Below are 17,515 nucleotides of genomic sequence, written 5' to 3' on the forward strand. Positions count from 1 at the left end.
CCTATTTTTTTCTATCAAGACCCTCTAAGAATTCTACTGCTTCTGCTAATGTATTCACGCCAACCACTTGTGTTATAGTCCCTAATTCTTTTGCTGTTAAAATTGCTTCTTCATAGTTTGAACCTTCACGACCGCCTTCTTTAGGCACAAAGAATATATCAGAACCTGCATTATGAGCAGCTACTACTTTCTGTTTAGCCCCTCCTATACGTCCAACGTTACCTTGTTCGTCGATCGTTCCAGTACCCGAAATATTATACCCCTTCGTCAAATCTTCTGGAGTCAATTGGTTAAGTACTTCTAATGCAAACATAAACCCTGCAGAAGGTCCACCGATATTGCGAACGTCAATTGTTACTTCTGGATTAAATGAAAGTGTTCGGTCAGCAACAGGATACATGATCCCAAGCCCAACTCTTCCTTCCCCACCTTCTACATCTTTTGGAAATGGTGATAATGGTACAGTAATTTCAATTTCATCACCAGCGCGAAGAACTGTTAGAACTACTTCTTCTCCTGATTCTTTCCCAGTAAGTCGTTTATTTAATTCGGTCACGGTTTGAACCCGGTATCCATCTACTTCTAAAATACGGTCATCATATTTTAAGTATTCTTCTCCATACATTCCTTCAATAAATGAAGTAATCATAATTCCGTTATATGAAATATCTACTTCTTTACCAGCATGTTCATAAGCTGCAATTTTTGCAGCGTCTTGTGATGTATTCATCATCATTTGTTGGCGATGAAGGTAGTCTTCTTCTGTTTCATCTGGACGTTTTATTTGATCCTCTGGATAGATATCTCTATACTCACTTAGGTGAGCCCAGGCATAAAAGTATACATTCGTTTGACCCATTAATACTGTAGTTAACATAAAGGTCCCTTGCTCTTCCTTATAACCACCTTCTACTTCTACAAACGGAGCTAACTCTTTTGCATCTCCTGGTTGAGAGTAATAAAAGGGGAGCTTATAAAAGTGAAGGATAATTAATATTGCACCAACTATCCAAATCTTACTGATCTTTTTCTTTTTTTCGATGACCATCCGATTGTTTCTCCTTCCACATGTCAATTTGTTCACGAATTGAGTCGAGATGTTTTTTTGCCTCTTCCTCACCAAGTCGAATATATTCTTCCACATTTGTAAAAGCGATTGAGCTTGCTTGCTTAACCATTGGACGTATCATGATATCGGTATCAATTTCCCTGAGACGAACCATCTCTCGTTCCATGATATCCATCGTTTGTAATATTACATTGTAGATCGACGAAATAGGTGGATCGACCTGAAAATACGAAACGTCAACAGCTATAGTTATATCTGCTCCCATTTCTTTTACAACAGAAACTGGTACCCGATCAATAACACCACCATCAACTAGAAGGCGCCCATTCCATTTTTCTGGAACAAAGATACCTGGGATAGATATACTGGCTCTTATTGCTGGTGCAGCTGGCCCTTCTTTAAAAACAACACGTTCGCCTTTTAGTAAATCTGTGGCAACAACCCAAACTGGTGGAGAAAGTTCTTCTAGGTTTTTCCCTTTAGCTAATATGTGAATAAGCTCTTTTACCTTTTTCCCAGCAACGAAGCCCATCTTCGGTACCGTAAAATCCAAATAATACTTTCGCCGGAATAACTTTGCAAATTTTTCAAGGGTATCAGGATTTTGCCCAGCACCATATAAAACCCCAGCTAGTGACCCAATACTACTTCCTGCGATGAAATCAATTGGTATATTGGCTTCTTCTAATACCTTTAATACACCGATGTGAGCAAAACCTCTAGCGCCACCAGACCCTAGAGCTAATCCAATTTTAGGACGGTCCAAAAATATCAACTCCTATCTTACAGCTTACAACCCCTGTTTTCAATCATATGGTCTAATTTGACGAGCTATACGTATATTGAATAGTGGGACAGGTTGAATTGGTTTCAAGTGTGTGTTCAAAAAGGAGGAAGCCCTCTTGAATTCTTCAATGTTTAAAACAATTATACTTGCATTATTAGCTACTTCACTCACCGCCTCATTAATGATTTATCCAAAAGAATCATTTGAAGCCTCTCTGCGTGGTTTAACAATGTGGTGGGAAGTTGTGTTTCCTTCATTATTGCCTTTTTTTATCGTTTCAGAACTCCTTATAGGGTTCGGTGTCGTTACTTTTATTGGTACACTACTCAACCCATTTATGAGGCCAGTGTTTAGAGTACCAGGTGTCGGTGGTTTCGTGTGGGCAATGGGCTTAGCATCTGGTTTTCCAGCTGGTGCAAAGTTAACTGCACGCTTACGCCAAGAAAAGAAACTTAGTAGGTTAGAAGCTGAACGGCTCGTAACATTTACTAATGCTTCGAACCCACTCTTTATTTTTGGTGCAGTTGCAGTAGGTTTCTTTCATAATCCAGCTTTAGGAGTTATCCTTGCTATTGCCCATTATTTAGGGAATTTTTGTGTTGGTTTCATCATGCGATTTCATGGTGGTAAAGAAACACCCCCCAATACACCAGGTGTTTCGCATACGAAAAGTTTCAAACAAGCCATTAACTCTCTTCACGAAGAACGCTTAAAAGATGGTCGGCCGATCGGAAAATTACTAGGTGATGCCGTTCAATCTTCCATTAATACTCTATTAATGATTGGCGGATTTATAATTTTATTTTCAGTTCTAAACAAGCTTTTAAGTTTGATAGGTGTACTTACAATATTATCTTCTTTTATTTCAGTTCTTTTTACTTTTTTATCTTTACCTAATGAATTAAGTATGCCTCTTATCGCTGGACTTTTTGAAATAACACTCGGCAGCCAATTAACTTCAGAAGCAGACGCATCGTTGTTTCAACAAGTAATTGTCGCTAGTTTTATTTTAGCCTTTAGTGGCTTTTCCGTCCAAGCTCAAGTGGCTAGTATACTAGCAGAAACGGATATTCGTTTTAAACCATATTTCATTGCCCGGATTTTACACGGTTTATTTGCTTCAGTAATCGCTATTCTTCTATGGAAGCCACTATATCTAAATCAAGTTAGTGCTCATCCAGATGGAACAGTCCCAGTGTTTCTTCAAGAACAATCCTGGTCTTGGTTAGTAATAGGCTGGAATGGACTCGTTCAGTTTGGATCTTTCATCACTCTTTTCTCACTTCTAATCTATATTTTAATCCAGTCGAAGCGAGCCTTAGCGGTAAAATAAAAACCATTTCATATGAAATGGTTTTTATTTTAAGTCTGTATATTTAGTTCGTAATGCTGCCTCTACGACATCTGGAACAATGTCTGAAACGTTTGCCCCGTATTTTGCAACTTCTTTAACAATGCTAGAACTCAAGTATGAGAATTGATTGTTCGTCATCATAAAGAAAGTTTCAACCTCTGGATCAAGTTTTCTGTTAATTGAAGCCGCTTGCATTTCATATTCGAAATCTGATACGGCTCTCAACCCCCTAATAATGGTTGACGCTTTTTTCTGCTTTACATAATCGACTAATAACCCATTAAAGCAATCAATTTCAACATTATTAATATGAGCGGTAGCTTCCTGTAAGAGTTTTACTCTTTCTTCAACTGTAAATAGAGGCGTTTTATTGCGGTTATTTAAAACTGCAACGATTACTTTATCAAAAACTCTGGAACCCCTTGTAATAATGTCTAGATGTCCAAATGTAACTGGATCGAAACTTCCAGGACATACTGCAATACTGGCCATTGTTCTTCCTCCTCATGTACCTATTAATTAATCATACGAATAAAATGAAATAGCTGTATCCCCATATATCTCTCGTCTTTTACAGGAGAAAGAGCCGATGTTTTCGGCAAGTTCAATCGATGCATCGTGTTCAGCAACAATTGTTCCGCCAGCCTTTAATAAATTAAAATCATGAATTATCCCAATTTCAGCCTCAATTTTTTGTTCGGCATACGGTGGATCTAAAAAGATATATGTAAATGATACTTCTCTCTTAATAAGTGCCTTTAATGCTCGTTTGGCATCATTTCGATACACTTCAGCACAATCTGTGTAAGAACATACTTTTAAATTCTCTTTAATAATATCAACAGCTTTTCTATTTTGATCGACAAATATTGCTTTCTCTGCTCCTCTACTCAGTGCCTCAATACCTAAATTACCACTTCCCCCGTATAAATCAAGCACCCATCCCCCATCAAAATATGGTCCGATAATATTGAATATCGATTCCTTCACCTTATCTGTTGTAGGCCTCGTTGTTGTTCCTGGAACAGCTTTTAATGGCTGCCCTTTTTTTTCACCTGAAATGACTCTCAATGTATATACACCTTTCCTTCATGGGTTGCTAGCGATCTTCATTGTTTTTTTTATCCTATCACAAAAGGTTTAAAAACTAAAGAATATCATAAATTCAGTTATTGTTAGAAAAAAATTTGAAATCGATGTATTAGTCAAAATTATTGTGGTCATAATAAGATTAGCAACATTGAGAGATGTTGCAACAACCGCGGAGAAGACTTACGTTTCCCCATAAGTTCTTCCTCCGGTTTCTCCTCTCCCATAGCCTTGTACATACATTGTATGTTGTAGGGCACCTCGCAAGGAAATCCTTGCGAGGATTTTTTTCGTTTCTACATAATTTATGAATATATATGGTAATATACATCTAGACCATAGCCAAGCAGACGCTTGGCTATTCACACTGAACAAGAAATCTTTATAATGCTAAAAAAGTATGTCGAACACTGCGTTAATAAAGGACCAATAAGGAGAGACCGATTATGCTGCAACGTTTTATTGAATTAGGAGAAGGGTATTCTGACCTTTATGAATTGATGGAAATTGCTAAAAGTAACCATCACCGCATTCATCATCTCATTCGCTTAGATACTACTATTGATGAAAAGAAGATGACTTCATTAGTTGTTGTTTTAAAGCCAGTAAATCCTGGGAACTATATGCCTTTATACATATGCCGAGAAGGTATACCACAGCCCGAATGGAAAGAAAATAAACGTTTTTCCCTCTTTGAAAAATTAGCGTTAAACCTAAACCAAGATATTTTCCAACTAGAAGTAAAGCCTTCAAATATCTTTAATGAAAAGCAATTATTTTACCAATATTTAATTGGAGTTTTACGCTTAAATCATTTTATTCCAGAACTGAAATTCTAAGGGAATGTTTATAAAAAAAGGGACTGAATAACAGTCCCTTTTTTTATATGCCCATTTTATAATCGTATTCTTTTGCTTTATCAGGCTTTGCATTTTGGTATTGTGTTTTAACAAAAGGTCTCATTGAAACTTCTACATTTTTAACAAAGTGAAGTGATTGGAGGCGATCAACCATGCCATCAATATCCTCTTGGTCACAGTATAACACAACGTATTTCATCTTTTTAGAGACATAATGAACGTTGCCGAATTTTCGTAATTGTCTGGCATATTTTAACGAATGTAACCATACTGCCAAGCCTTGTCTGTGACTAGCAAGCATATATATTTCCCCTTTTCACATATCATATAACTTCTTCAGTCTAGCAGAATTAATGTTATCGAGCAATAGAATGCAAATTTATTTTTGAAAGCACTCTCATAAATGAAGCTTTTTTGCTTCCTCAAAAGGTTTGAAGTCGAGTCTTAGCACTAGTTAAACTTGATAAAACAAGATAGATGTCCGATCTGCAGCACCATACAATTAATTAGAAAAATATAGCTAATATTGTATAATAATTGTATAACTTTTTTATAAAAGAGGGATTAATTATGGGTGAAAAAATTTTAGTAGTTGGTGGCGGGATAGGTGGATTAACTGCTGGTGCTTTATTAGCCGAAAATGGATACGATATTACTGTACTCGAAGGGTCTAATGAATGGGGCGGTTGTGCAGGAAAATTTAGTAGGAAGGGTTTTCTTTTTCCAGTCGGTGCAACTTTAGGTATGGGCTTTGAAAAGGGCGGTATCCATAAGCGTGTTATCGATTATTTAAATCTGTCTGTTACATCTCAGCGCTTAGACCACATTATGACTGTACACATTGAAAATAAGATGCAAATACAGGTCTTGCAAGATCGACTTGAACATCTAAATAATTTAAAATCTCATTTTCAAAGAGATAAACTAGCGATCGAAGCTTTTTACAAGAAAATTTGGAAATTATCAAACGAAGTTAAAAAGCTTATGATAAAGCTTCCTACTATCCCTCCTCAAAACATGAGAGAATGGACTTTTCTCCTTCAATCTTTATCACCATCATCTCTAAAATTATTTCCTTATATAAATCAAACCTTATTAAGTCTCTTGAGGAGTTGTGGTTTTGAGGAAGATCACCTTTTTACGCAATATATTGATGGCCAGTTAATCGATAGCATGCAAACAACGAGTAAACATTGTCAATGCATTCTTGGCGCTTTAGCACTGGATATTTATCATGAGGGTGCTTTTTATGTTGAAGGTGGTTTATACGTTATTGCAGAACTACTTGTTCATCATATAAAAGAAAAAGGTGGCCAGGCGCTGAAAAGAAGGAAAGTTGTCAATGTGAACAAAAAAGGAAATGAATGGGTATTATCAGATCAAAAAGGTGATACATGGCATGGTTCCCATGTAATATTTAATGTCCCTATCCACTCATTACGAGAAATCCTTAATCCAGCACTGTTCGAACAACTTCCTTTAAAATATAGAAAAAATGCAAGTACTCCTACTTGGGGAGCGTTTACGATGTATTTGGCTTTGAAAGAAGACCAGTCTTTAGACAAATTACCTTTGTTTCAACAAGTTATCTCACAAGAAAATAAATTGAGTGATGGAGAACATATTTTTTTATCACTATCAAAAAAAGGTGATACATTAAGAGCACCTAATGGCTTTAGAACCTTAACGATCTCAACCCATACAGATGTTAATAGATGGTTTAATATGGAAAACTATAAAGAAAATAAGTTACAATTAGAACAGAAGATATTTAATCGGACTCAAATTGCTATTCCTACTATCGAAGATCAGATAATTTATAAATTGTCTGGCTCTCCCAAAACGTGGGAAAGGTTCACACATCGCCCAAGAGGAATGGTAGGTGGGTTTCCACAAACTAGGCATAACAGTTTATTTTACAGTCTATCTCATCGTACACCTTTAAAAAATGCATGGTTATGTGGTGATTCCATTTTTCCAGGAGCAGGAACGATCGGGGCATCAGTTAGTGGATATCATGTTTTTCGTTCTATAACTAACTACAATATTCAAATTTAAGGAAGGTTACCATGTCACTTGAAAACGTTTGGAATAAATTTTTAGAGCTCCTAGAAGAAAATCCAAAAATAAAATCTGTAATCAAAAAAAATATTACTAACCTCCCTTTTATTTATGTCCAATCAAATGTAATGCATCAAGAAATTGATCTTATCTTAAAATCGGCAGCGATGACAGTTATGAAAGGGAAGCGTTTAACTCTTGAAATGGTGTATGTTAGAAAAACAGAAGATACGTATGTTTACCGGCTTCGTTTTCTAGTACCGAGTGAAAAAATGTTCTGTTGTGGAAATGGATGTATGGACTGTATACGATTTAAAACGTAAGTACCGTTATAAATTGGTATTTATTTAGGAGGTCCCATTCCTTTAAACTAATATTTCACATAGACCAAACAAAAAATCGGAGGTTAGAATTAACCTCCGACCTTTTAATTTGAACTACTATTTACATCCACAACTTCCACCACTACCACAGCCGCCCCCACATGCAATTTGGTCAAAGTAGGGGTTTCCCGTAGGAACCTTGATATGTGGTGAAACATTACTTGCAATAATACTACTTATTTCAATAAGTAATTTCTCTAACTCTGCTTCGGCTTTCTTATATTCAGAGATCACAGGATTTAGGTCTATTTCACGCTTTACTTCCCTGACGATTTTTGAAGTTTCATGAAAATTAGGATGATATTTTCCAAATCGCTGGACTTCCTCATAGTCTTCTTTTATCTGAACAAAACGCTTAATTAATTGTTGTGCTTGTTTGTCTTGCTGCATTTTATATTTACACTCACTAAAGTGATAAAACACTTCAGAAGATAATATAGCTTGTGATAATTGGTGTGTTTCCTCTAGAATATCAAATGACGTCATAGACGTTATCATTTGGCCACCTCCTGTTATCGTATTATAACATGAGAGATAATTATTGGCGAATGCTTAAGTTCATTTATATACAATTGTTGCTTGGGAAATAAATGTACAGTTCTTTTCGGTTTTTAACTCTTTCATTAATTGAAACAAGGCCTGATCTTTCTTTTTAGCTTCAATCATGACATCAATTCTATCACAGCTTCCATTGACCATCTGTAAAAATTCCACAAGGCGCTCTTTATTTATATAGTCATGGTGTCGTTTATCTTCTGGAGAAGATTTAGGACTTGATATATGTATTTTAACTGGCAACGGGCTGTTATTCCATGTATTTACAACACGAGGCCACAGTTCTTTTAAGTGACATTCTCCGTAATTTACATCGTGATGATGAAGGTCAAGAATTACAGGTATATTTAACTTCTCACCTAAGTATAGTGCATCCTCTAAATTATAAACTGTATCATCGTTTTCAAGCATGATCATTTTTCCAAGATTGGTTGGGATGCTAGAGTAATTCTCGACAAATGCTTCTAACCCTTGAACTTTGCCCTCTTTTTTACCGCCAATATGTAACACACATCTATGCGTCGGGTCTATGTGCATTGCTTTTAATAATTTATAATGGTATAGCAAAGTTTGTAGTGAACGTTTAAGTATATCTTCATTCGGACTATTTAAAACAACAAAATGGTCTGGATGAAAATCAACTCTCATCCCATTAGAATGAACAAAATCCCCAACCTCTCTAAGAAGAGGTAGTACAGCCCTTTCATATTTCCACCCTTCTGTTAATGGATGATTAACTAGTGGAATGAGCCTTGAAGAAAGCCTAAAAAACGAAATATCATGTGCTAAGTTATGTTTTAATAATCTTAAACAATTCTCAATATTATTATTTGCAATCCGCTCTAACTTCTTTAAACCCGCTTCTCTATCTTTTATTTTAGCAAACTGTTGCGCTGTCATTGTTTGTGAAGGAGATGCGTTCGTTAATACTTCACTCATAGCAACATATCCAAAATTCACTATCACTCCTCACACCTCCTTCATTACCAATTATGGGATTTGAACAGTAAACTCTTCTGAAATACCATACAAATCATAATTGTTTTTCACTAGTTCTATCTTGATTGTATGCTCTCCACTGGGTAGTCCTTTGATGATAAAGGCTGCTTGATATATGGAGTCGACACGTTGTCCGTCAACAAATAAGTGGACATGACCTTCCCCATCAACGTGATTTTTACCCGCCTTTTCTTTGGCAAAAGTAAACTGGTCAATGATACACTCTACATATACATCTGATCCTTTAACTTCATGATTAACCGTCAACATACGTTTTTCTTTACTCACTGACACTTGAACAATACCGTTACCATGCATGGGAATGATTTGTACTTCGTCAAGTTCATCTGCAACTACTTGTCCTACTGAACCTAATAAACATACAATAGCAGAAAATAAAATTAGTATTGGATATTTAAACATTAATGCCCCCCCCTTTTTCTATTGTATTTTTACCATGCCCCCTGAAAAATATCCTGAATACCCTGTTTTATGGGTGGGTTAGAAAATCGCTATCTAAGTAAAAGTGCCAGGCACCCCAGTAAAAAACGGAGTGCAGACACTAACAGTCAGATTTCATATTACTCCATATTAGGTGGCTGTTCTTGTGCACCACCAAATGAATTCATCTGTAACATTTGAAGAAGCATCATGGCTAATTGCAAATTATTTTGAATTCTTTCCATCCTCTGTGGAAAGGTTTTACCATAAAATTGATTAACCTCAACTTCTAATTGTCTTATTTGGTATGGATCACGACTCAACTTTCGATACCAATGTGGGTGCTGACGGATAAATTGCTTTATTTCTGGCTGACTTCTTAAGAGGACATTAATATCATTCCGCACGTTAGTTTCCTCCTTTAAAGATACATGTTTTTTCTTTATTCTCTCTGTTAAAGTCAGTGTTGAGTTTGGGCTCATTCATAAAACCTTTCACACGATGAGCCCAAAAAACAACAACTGTACAAAACTCTCACAGCTTCTTTATTGGAAATAAATGGTGCCACCCACTAAAATAGACATATCAAATTATTTTCATTTGAAAAAGTGCTTAATGTCTTCTAAAAGAGAACGGGTCATCTTGACGAGGCTGCTGTTGACTTTGTTGATTGTTTCCTTGGAATGATTGCATTAATCCTTGGACATTTGTAATTACACTACTCACTTGGGCCATATGATGCTGTAAGTCATTAAAATTAATATTTTTTAGCATCCCAAGGAGATTTGCTGCAGTAGTAGAAGAACTTTCACTGTTATTTTCATTAGTCTCAGCATTGGAATTTTGGCTGTTATTTATATTTTCACTCGACTCATAAGTATCCGTTTTTGTAGTTCTTCGATATTTCTGCCAGTTGGGATGATCTTCTCCTAGAAGAGTCCATTCTTCATAATAGTCCTGCCACGTTCTATTCCCGCTCCTTACTTCTCTTATTAATAATGGATGCTCTTTTACAAACGCCTTAAACTGCTGAACTGATGGATGTAAGTTATTTGAATTAGAAGGCATATTAACGTTTCCTCCTTTGCCTAATAATCATCTCTCTACATCATATCGTTTTGCCCAGTTTAGCGTTCGCCCATTTTTTTAAAAGACTGTTTTCTTAACGCTCTTTTCTAAAAGATTGTTGCTGTTATCTATTGACCATTTACCAAGCGGAGGCTAGGCTTCTGTTTCTGGAAGAGGTATTACCAGTAGGGAATGAATGAAGCTGAAATAATTGCTACTGTTAAATTAAATTTGTTAAAATATACTAATGAAACTTATAGAAAGAGGAAAATACATGGAAGAAAATCAAATTATTGCACAAATAAAAAACATAATTCAAAATGGATCAGATGAAGATAAACAAGCACTTGCTTCTGTCGTTGAAGGGATAAGCAAAAAACAAAACGGTGAGTGTAAAACGTACTTAGCGGGTATAACACATGTAAGTAGTCAATTTCTTGACGACGGAAATTTTGAAGTTATTATTCCTATTCAGCCACTTATTGAAAATCCACTTAACATGGCGCATGGTGGCATAACTGCAACTTTACTGGATACAGCAATGGGGTCAATGTTAAACTTAAAAACCCCTGAAAAAACAGCCTGTGTGACCGCTGAATTAAAAGTAAACTATATTCAACCTGGACGCGGAAAATATTTACGTTGTATAGCGACCATACTGCATCAAGGTAAACAATTATGTTTTTCAGAGGCAAAAGTTTATAATGATGAGAACAAACTAATTGCTTCAGGCTCGGGAACATTTTTTGTTATTCCTCTTTAGTAATCTTTGGAAAGGAGGGATAGTTTGTTGGTTGCTGCAATTGTAATTCCAATCCTTTTTATCGTTTTTTACTTTATTGTTAAAAGAAATAATGCGTCATATGAACAAAAGTGGAAAGAAGTTGGAAAAATCAGAGAGCAAATCACTTTAACAGGAAATTTAGAACGCTTTTTTGTAGAGAAAAAAAGGTTTTACCAACATCGATACATTTGGCATGTTCAATTGTATCTTAAAGAAAATAAGAACGTTATAAAGGTTATTTTCGAAAAACCAGCCCAAACAGACGAGCTTCCTATTCAACTATCCATAAATGAAAAGGTCAAATGTTATGGTCACTGGGATCAAAAAACATTTCTAGCTAATCGAATAATAAAAGAATAAGCAAAAGAAAGAGAGGTGCTTTGTCGCACCCCTCTTTCTTATTCTGATTGACTTGCATTAATCCGCTCCGCTGAACGATACGCATCTACCATCCCCCAAATCCAAAGGATAGGTGTGGTTAAAAAACCAATAAGTACTAACATTAATAGTGCAGAGATAAAGTAGGCAATGATAAACGCAATCCCTTTTGCAATTTCCCCATTATATATCTGTCCTAAACCAGCAAAGAAAAAACTTAACACTGCAGCAATACCTGGATTTTTCATTCACTCCTCCTTCTAGTGTACCGTCTTGTTGTTTTGAGTGCTATTATAGTAAATGTTCCAGGTAGTGCATTTAGAACTATTTTTATTTCAAATATAAGATCAGCCACTACTAAAAAGCTATTTTATTGGATAGCCCAAGGGGTCATAAAATTTTGTGTATAATATCTTTCATACACCCCAACACCTAAATGAGTAAACTCTTCGTTGAGTAAATTAACACGATGTCCTTCACTGTTTAGCCAACCTTCAACAGCTTCGATACTATCCACATATTGTGCAGCTATATTTTCACCAGCAAAATAAAATGAAATCCCCTCACGTTCGAACCTATCTTTTAACTCACCAAACGTAGGAGATGTATGAGAAAAGTAATTATTTTTATACATATCTTCACTATGACCATAGGCAACCGTCGATACTTCACTCTCCCACTTTAATAAAGGCAGTCCGTGTCTAAGTCTAATAATGTTTGTAACATCAAAGATTTGACGTTCTGCTCCTATTTCGATTTGCCTCCATTCTTCTTTTGAGAACTGTTCTTCTTGGGGTAATTCTCCGCGATAAGTAACAGAATAAGGTCTCTGTCTTAATAAAATATCACCTGTTAAATACCTAACACTCGACAGCTTCCTTGTAAACGTATCAAAATATAGTTGTACCCATATATCCTCATGAATTTGAATAAGTGGACGACTAACTAACTCCGCATCAGTTAGCTCAAACCTATAAGAACCAACCCCCTTACTCAATGAAACATGTTCTTGAAAAGGATAATTCTGAACTAATTGTTCATAATCCGTTCCTGATATAAATGGCTCAGAAATGTCCCCTACATCCATAGCATATATAGTTACAACTTCGTTACTTTCAATCCCAATTTGCAGGTAACCTTCCTCATTAGCGTTGTAAATCCACCACTCATAGCCATAAGACGTGGGGTCTACTCTTTCTGGGCGGCCAAATTCAAATTCAACAAAACTAGATGAGTGACCAATTAAACCCTGTAAACCGTTCTCATTCGTATAGTTAGGTATTTCCTTATTCTCAAGCTTAATCTCTGGTATTGTATGTTCAATTTCTGTATTTTCACGTTCTTCAATGGTTGTTTGGGGTAAACCAAATTTTGATAGCATTGCAGAAAACTCATCTGGAAAATATTCAAATAGAATAATTATAAGGATGCCTAATGCAATAAATAGGCCACACCCTAACCTTTTCATTTAACCCTCTCCCTGTTTTATTGTAAATACCATTTTCTTTTTTCTAATTTATAATCCTGCTATTTTATATCAGTATGCTAATAATAATGAAAATAGGTAAAGTAATAAATAAAATCTTAACAGTCAAACTGGTTTTGAGTCAACGAGAGATGATCTCGTGAAAACACAATACCAATACTTCACCGGTCTGGTCTCTTTGTAGATCAAAAATAAGCCCTTAACAAACTTAAATTCAAACAAAAAAAGAGCACCCTACTATAAGGATACTCTTTAACAAAGTCTGTGTAATTAATGATGAGCTTCTGGAGTTTCAGAAATTTCACTAAGTGCAAAGCTCGCTTCATCCATCGTTCCTCGATGAACTGCTATATCACCTAAAGCAACAATTCCTACCAATTTGTTATTTTCAACAATTGGTAAACGACGGATTTGTTTTTCAGCCATCATTTTAGCAGCTTCATCCACCGTCATATCTGGACCAGCTGTAATTAATTTTTCGCTCATAATTTCAGTTACTTGAGTTGAGTTAGGGCGCTTTTCAGCTACCCCACGAATAACAATATCACGGTCTGTTATCATCCCAAGCAATTGTCCGTTTTCACAGATTGGAATAGCACCACAATCTTCTTGTTTCATTTTTACGGCAACTTCAAACACGTTATCAACTGGTGTACAATATTCAACATCTGTTGTCATAATGTCTCTTAAATGTTCCATTTTATTGACCTCCTTTTCAGAATATCAAGCAATAGTTTACCCAATAATAAAGGAAGCATACGATTAACGATTAATTCATTTGTTTCATTAAATATTCAACAATATTCGTTGCATCTTAGTTCTTTTCATACTATGATTAGTTAAGTATAGGGTATTTGTCTAGGAGGGAAAAAGATGAAATTCGAAAATTTACAGTTTGAAGGAAAAGAAATAAAATTTTCTACACTACAATTCGCTGCAGAATCTGCTGGCTTCGTACATGCTGGCCAATGGGATTACGAGCGAGTTACTTTCGATTACAAGATCGAAACACACGAAACTAATGTTACATATTATTTAAGAGTACCTGCTTACGCAGTTGAAGGTGATATCCCATCACCTGATGCGAAAGTAAAATTACTTACTCCAATTCTTGGAAAACATTTCTATCCACATGGTGTTGAGTATGATGAGGATTTCCCAAAAAATATTGTAGATAAATGTAATAAAAAACTACAATTATTTAATGAGAAATTAGGAAAATAATAAAAAGGAGGGGATTATTTCACCCCCTCCTTTTTATCTTTTCATAATGGAAACAATCCGGAAACTTTCATTATGCTCAACCATCTCATAAGTGATGTTGTTTTCCTCAATTGTTTTTTCACCACGACGATCCGTCTTTTCTGTTACTTCATATGCATGAACATGAAGGACCGCATCCTCATTCACAAGAACATCACTTACCGTGTGTTCAATGAGTGTTAAAGTACTTCTTTCCTGCTGAAGGTCATTCACATGACGTCTTAACAAATGGTAGAACGTTGTATTAGGAATTAGGTAAGGTTCTAATTCACTGAAGTTTCCTTCATTTACTTGATAGACCATGTCTTCTTTATATTTATTAACGTATTCGATTGCTGATTGTGTTAATTCTGAATTAGCTTGAGAAAACATTTCATTTTCGCCGCCACAACCAGTTATTAATAATGTTAGAGTAAAACTAATAAATATGAAGAATATAATTTTTTTCATTTTTAAGTACTCCTTTTATCTAATCTTTTACAAGAGTACTTTAAATCAGGAAAAACTTCAATAGAAGGAGGCATTCATTCGCCTAATCGTCAAAATGTACATCTTCAATTTTAATACCTACTCGCTCTACGACAAATCCAGTGCATTTTTCAATTTCGTTTTTGATAAAATGCTGAACTTTATTAGATAGATAACGAATATCCGTTCCATATAAGATAGACAAACTTACATCAAGTTCTAATGTTTCTTTTTTTACTTCGACTAGGATACCATATTTCTCATTTGGATTTAAGGAGTTTCTTACTCGTTTCTTCCATTCACTATATGGTTTAATATAAGGATAGTGCTTCTGTAATGAAAAGTAGATAAGATCTATGATTACTTTCTCTTTAATATGAAGATGACCATCTTCAAGCAATTGAATTGGCATAAGACTATTCTCCTTTTCAAAGGTTTAATAAAAAAACGTCAAAAGCAATAAAGTTTACGAAAACAAACCTAATATTTAAAGAAAGCCTTTACAAAGCCTGTTCAATGTATTGCGTTCATACTATAATATAATTACATGCCTTTAAGATAGAAAGGGGTTTGAAATTGTCCGCCATTTTCACTAAACGAAACATTATATTAACAATAACAATCGTACTCATTATTATTGCAGGTTATTTCATTTTACCTGTTTCTCTACCGCTTGTTTTAGCATTGTTTACAGCCCTTATACTTACACCTGCTGTAAAGGCTCTTTGTGAGAAAACAAAAATGAAAAGAAACTTAGCCGTTATGATTGTTTTTACCTTATTTGTATGCTTTATTGGGCTAAGTGGTTACTTTATAGTTACAAAAGCAGTTACACAGGGCGTACAGTTAGCGGAAAACTTACCTACCTATATTAATGATATTAATCGTGCTTGGGTTTCATTTCAAAGAGATATGGAACACAAATATGCTGATTTACCTCCAGAATTAATTTTTGAAGTAAGTGATCACGTAACAAACACATTAAATAATCTAAGAATAGATTTTCAAAATAGAGATTTAATTAGGGATATAACATCATTAATTACAACCATACCTGCATTTTTGGTAAACTTTCTTGTCTATTTAATTGCGTTATTTTTATTTATATTAGAACTACCTAGACTTAAAAAACAGTTATATTCATACTTTTCAGATAAAACAGCTGATAAAGTAAACTTTATGGTCTCACGATTATCATATGTAATCGCTGGATTTTTTAAAGCACAATTTTTAGTTAGTATTATTATTTTCATTGTTTCACTAATTGGACTGTTACTTATCGTGCCAGAAATTGCGTTACTGATGGCATTTATTATTTGGATCATCGACTTCATACCTATTATAGGATCAATTGCAATTTTAGGACCATGGGCACTATTTTATCTGTTAACAGGTAATGTAGGTTTGGGTACGCAACTATTGATCTTAGCTGGTGTACTTTTGATTATCCGTAGAACGGTTGAACCTAAAGTTATGGGACAGCATATTGGCCTCTCTCCTTTAGCAACCCTAATAGCAATGTATATAGGTTTAATGCTATTCGGAGTCGCTGGCTTTATTATTGGACCGTTAATCGTAATTGCTTTTACATCAGCTAAAGAAGCTGGGATTATTAAATTAAATGTAAAAATTTAAAATAAAAACTCCTGCCAATATGGCAGGAGTTTTATTTTTATCATTATAAACATCAATGGATATCATATGCTTTAATAATATGGTGAGATGAGAATATAAACTAGCACCCCTGTTAAGCTTACATATAACCATAAGGGCATTGTCCATCTTGCAATTTTGCGGTGTCTTTCATTCTCCATATTCCAAGCTCTAGCAACCGTTGTTAATGCTAGTGGAACAATAACCGCTGCTAAAATAATATGAGTAATCAAAATAAAATAATATATATATTTTAAAATGCCGTCCCCGCCATATGTCGTTGATGCTGAAAGAAAATGATGTCCGACATAGGTGACAAGAAATAATGTGGTTGTAGTAAACGCTAGATATATAAAACGCTTATGCCAATTGACATTTTTCTTGATGATCGCAATTAATGCAAATAACAGGAATAAGAACGTGAAACTATTAAAGATAGCGTTCATCAAAGGCAATATTTTAACATCGAATAAATCAAAGTTTTCCACACCTGGCAATCCTGAAAGAATAATAACCAAACCATTGATTACAATGGTAATCGCTATGATCCACGGCTTATAATTTCTCTTTTTAAATGATGATTCATTCACCGTCTCTTGACCGTGTTCCTTCATCGTTTTCACTCCCATCTAATAAATACTAAACCACTTATTATTATACACAAATTTAGACAAAATAACTGATTTTTTGCATGAAGTAATTTTACAAAACATTGAACTTTAACAGGCAAAATCTAGTAAATCGAGTAGGAGGATAATCATTAATTGATTATCCGACCTCTCACACCACCGTACGTACGGATCCGTATACGGCGGTT

General features: G+C 35.0%; 24 protein-coding genes. 8 read left to right on the forward strand and 16 right to left on the reverse strand.

The genetic code is table 11. The annotated features are described in order from the left end of the window. Position 1: 1 nt before the first annotated feature. Positions 2–1,048: a YlbL family protein gene (locus tag GKP30_RS18160; protein ID WP_216830889.1), complete on the reverse strand. Its 1,047-nt coding sequence runs from the start codon at positions 1,046–1,048 to the stop codon at positions 2–4. Then, on the reverse strand, positions 1,017–1,835 hold the full coding sequence (locus GKP30_RS18165) for a patatin-like phospholipase family protein (protein ID WP_216830890.1): 819 nt from the start codon (positions 1,833–1,835) through the stop codon (positions 1,017–1,019). The genes GKP30_RS18160 and GKP30_RS18165 overlap by 32 nt, the downstream gene beginning before the upstream one ends. A 136-nt stretch (positions 1,836–1,971) precedes the next feature. Here GKP30_RS18165 and ylbJ point away from each other — a divergent pair, with 136 nt between their 5' ends. Beyond that, positions 1,972–3,189: a sporulation integral membrane protein YlbJ gene (gene ylbJ, locus GKP30_RS18170; protein ID WP_407928636.1), complete on the forward strand. Its 1,218-nt coding sequence runs from the start codon at positions 1,972–1,974 to the stop codon at positions 3,187–3,189. 24 nt (positions 3,190–3,213) lie between these two features. Here ylbJ and coaD read toward each other — a convergent pair whose 3' ends face one another. Next, entirely contained in the window at positions 3,214–3,702 is a 489-nt protein-coding gene (coaD, locus tag GKP30_RS18175; RefSeq protein ID WP_216830891.1) for a pantetheine-phosphate adenylyltransferase, read from the reverse strand. A 27-nt stretch (positions 3,703–3,729) separates the two neighbouring features. Beyond that, on the reverse strand, positions 3,730–4,281 hold the full coding sequence (rsmD, locus tag GKP30_RS18180) for a 16S rRNA (guanine(966)-N(2))-methyltransferase RsmD (RefSeq protein ID WP_216830892.1): 552 nt from the start codon (positions 4,279–4,281) through the stop codon (positions 3,730–3,732). Between the two features lie 464 nt (positions 4,282–4,745). Here rsmD and GKP30_RS18185 point away from each other — a divergent pair, with 464 nt between their 5' ends. Continuing rightward, a complete protein-coding gene (locus GKP30_RS18185) occupies positions 4,746–5,138 on the forward strand; it encodes a DUF7147 family protein (RefSeq protein ID WP_216830893.1) in 393 nt (130 codons plus the stop codon). Between the two features lie 43 nt (positions 5,139–5,181). On the opposite strand, the gene GKP30_RS18190 is transcribed toward GKP30_RS18185, so the two are convergent. Next, entirely contained in the window at positions 5,182–5,460 is a 279-nt protein-coding gene (locus tag GKP30_RS18190; RefSeq protein WP_216830894.1) for a YlbG family protein, read from the reverse strand. 269 nt (positions 5,461–5,729) lie between these two features. Here GKP30_RS18190 and GKP30_RS18195 point away from each other — a divergent pair, with 269 nt between their 5' ends. Further along, positions 5,730–7,217, forward strand: a complete 1,488-nt coding sequence (locus GKP30_RS18195) for an FAD-dependent oxidoreductase (protein ID WP_216830895.1) — start codon at positions 5,730–5,732, stop codon at positions 7,215–7,217. Between the two features lie 11 nt (positions 7,218–7,228). Continuing rightward, complete coding sequence (locus GKP30_RS18200; protein WP_216830896.1) at positions 7,229–7,543, forward strand: hypothetical protein; 315 nt, start codon at positions 7,229–7,231, stop codon at positions 7,541–7,543. 117 nt (positions 7,544–7,660) lie between these two features. Here the strand turns inward: GKP30_RS18200 and GKP30_RS18205 are convergent, their stop codons facing one another. The 5 genes from GKP30_RS18205 to GKP30_RS18225 form a co-directional block, all read right to left on the reverse strand. Further along, positions 7,661–8,101 carry a YlbF family regulator gene (locus tag GKP30_RS18205; protein ID WP_216830897.1) on the reverse strand — a complete coding sequence of 147 codons (441 nt, stop codon included), beginning with the start codon at positions 8,099–8,101 and terminating at the stop codon, positions 7,661–7,663. A gap of 60 nt (positions 8,102–8,161) precedes the next feature. Next, a complete protein-coding gene (gene uvsE, locus GKP30_RS18210) occupies positions 8,162–9,124 on the reverse strand; it encodes a UV DNA damage repair endonuclease UvsE (RefSeq protein ID WP_216830898.1) in 963 nt (320 codons plus the stop codon). Positions 9,125–9,148: 24 nt separating this feature from the next. Beyond that, positions 9,149–9,580: a hypothetical protein gene (locus GKP30_RS18215; protein ID WP_216830899.1), complete on the reverse strand. Its 432-nt coding sequence runs from the start codon at positions 9,578–9,580 to the stop codon at positions 9,149–9,151. Between the two features lie 158 nt (positions 9,581–9,738). After that, positions 9,739–10,005: a YlbE-like family protein gene (locus tag GKP30_RS18220; protein ID WP_216830900.1), complete on the reverse strand. Its 267-nt coding sequence runs from the start codon at positions 10,003–10,005 to the stop codon at positions 9,739–9,741. A gap of 205 nt (positions 10,006–10,210) precedes the next feature. Next, entirely contained in the window at positions 10,211–10,666 is a 456-nt protein-coding gene (locus GKP30_RS18225; RefSeq protein WP_216830901.1) for a YlbD family protein, read from the reverse strand. A gap of 274 nt (positions 10,667–10,940) precedes the next feature. Here GKP30_RS18225 and GKP30_RS18230 point away from each other — a divergent pair, with 274 nt between their 5' ends. Together GKP30_RS18230 and GKP30_RS18235 are read left to right on the forward strand one after the other, a co-directional pair. Beyond that, positions 10,941–11,429, forward strand: a complete 489-nt coding sequence (locus GKP30_RS18230) for a PaaI family thioesterase (RefSeq protein ID WP_216830902.1) — start codon at positions 10,941–10,943, stop codon at positions 11,427–11,429. A 24-nt stretch (positions 11,430–11,453) separates the two neighbouring features. Then, positions 11,454–11,810, forward strand: a complete 357-nt coding sequence (locus tag GKP30_RS18235) for a hypothetical protein (RefSeq protein ID WP_216830903.1) — start codon at positions 11,454–11,456, stop codon at positions 11,808–11,810. Positions 11,811–11,848: 38 nt separating this feature from the next. On the opposite strand, the gene GKP30_RS18240 is transcribed toward GKP30_RS18235, so the two are convergent. From GKP30_RS18240 to GKP30_RS18250, 3 genes are all read right to left on the reverse strand, one after another. Continuing rightward, complete coding sequence (locus tag GKP30_RS18240) at positions 11,849–12,076, reverse strand: hypothetical protein (RefSeq protein WP_216830904.1); 228 nt, start codon at positions 12,074–12,076, stop codon at positions 11,849–11,851. Between the two features lie 122 nt (positions 12,077–12,198). Further along, positions 12,199–13,296 (reverse strand): CAP domain-containing protein, encoded by a 1,098-nt coding sequence (locus GKP30_RS18245; RefSeq protein WP_216830905.1) that lies wholly within the window; start codon positions 13,294–13,296, stop codon positions 12,199–12,201. 288 nt (positions 13,297–13,584) lie between these two features. After that, entirely contained in the window at positions 13,585–14,013 is a 429-nt protein-coding gene (locus GKP30_RS18250; RefSeq protein WP_216830906.1) for a CBS domain-containing protein, read from the reverse strand. Positions 14,014–14,187: 174 nt separating this feature from the next. Between GKP30_RS18250 and GKP30_RS18255 the strand changes: the two genes are divergently transcribed. Continuing rightward, complete coding sequence (locus GKP30_RS18255; protein WP_216830907.1) at positions 14,188–14,538, forward strand: YugN family protein; 351 nt, start codon at positions 14,188–14,190, stop codon at positions 14,536–14,538. A 33-nt stretch (positions 14,539–14,571) separates the two neighbouring features. Here GKP30_RS18255 and GKP30_RS18260 read toward each other — a convergent pair whose 3' ends face one another. Beyond that, a complete protein-coding gene (locus GKP30_RS18260; protein ID WP_216830908.1) occupies positions 14,572–15,027 on the reverse strand; it encodes a TcaA NTF2-like domain-containing protein in 456 nt (151 codons plus the stop codon). Positions 15,028–15,109: 82 nt separating this feature from the next. Then, positions 15,110–15,457, reverse strand: coding sequence for an Asp23/Gls24 family envelope stress response protein (locus tag GKP30_RS18265; protein ID WP_216830909.1), 348 nt, complete (start codon positions 15,455–15,457; stop codon positions 15,110–15,112). 164 nt (positions 15,458–15,621) lie between these two features. Between GKP30_RS18265 and ytvI the strand changes: the two genes are divergently transcribed. After that, positions 15,622–16,680: a sporulation integral membrane protein YtvI gene (gene ytvI, locus GKP30_RS18270; RefSeq protein WP_216830910.1), complete on the forward strand. Its 1,059-nt coding sequence runs from the start codon at positions 15,622–15,624 to the stop codon at positions 16,678–16,680. 71 nt (positions 16,681–16,751) lie between these two features. Here the strand turns inward: ytvI and GKP30_RS18275 are convergent, their stop codons facing one another. Next, positions 16,752–17,312: a DUF420 domain-containing protein gene (locus GKP30_RS18275; protein ID WP_216830911.1), complete on the reverse strand. Its 561-nt coding sequence runs from the start codon at positions 17,310–17,312 to the stop codon at positions 16,752–16,754. Positions 17,313–17,515 lie beyond the last annotated feature (203 nt).

The sequence above is a fragment of the Alkalihalobacterium elongatum genome, assembly GCF_019024285.1.
Lineage (GTDB): Bacteria > Bacillota > Bacilli > Bacillales > Bacillaceae_F > Alkalihalobacterium > Alkalihalobacterium elongatum.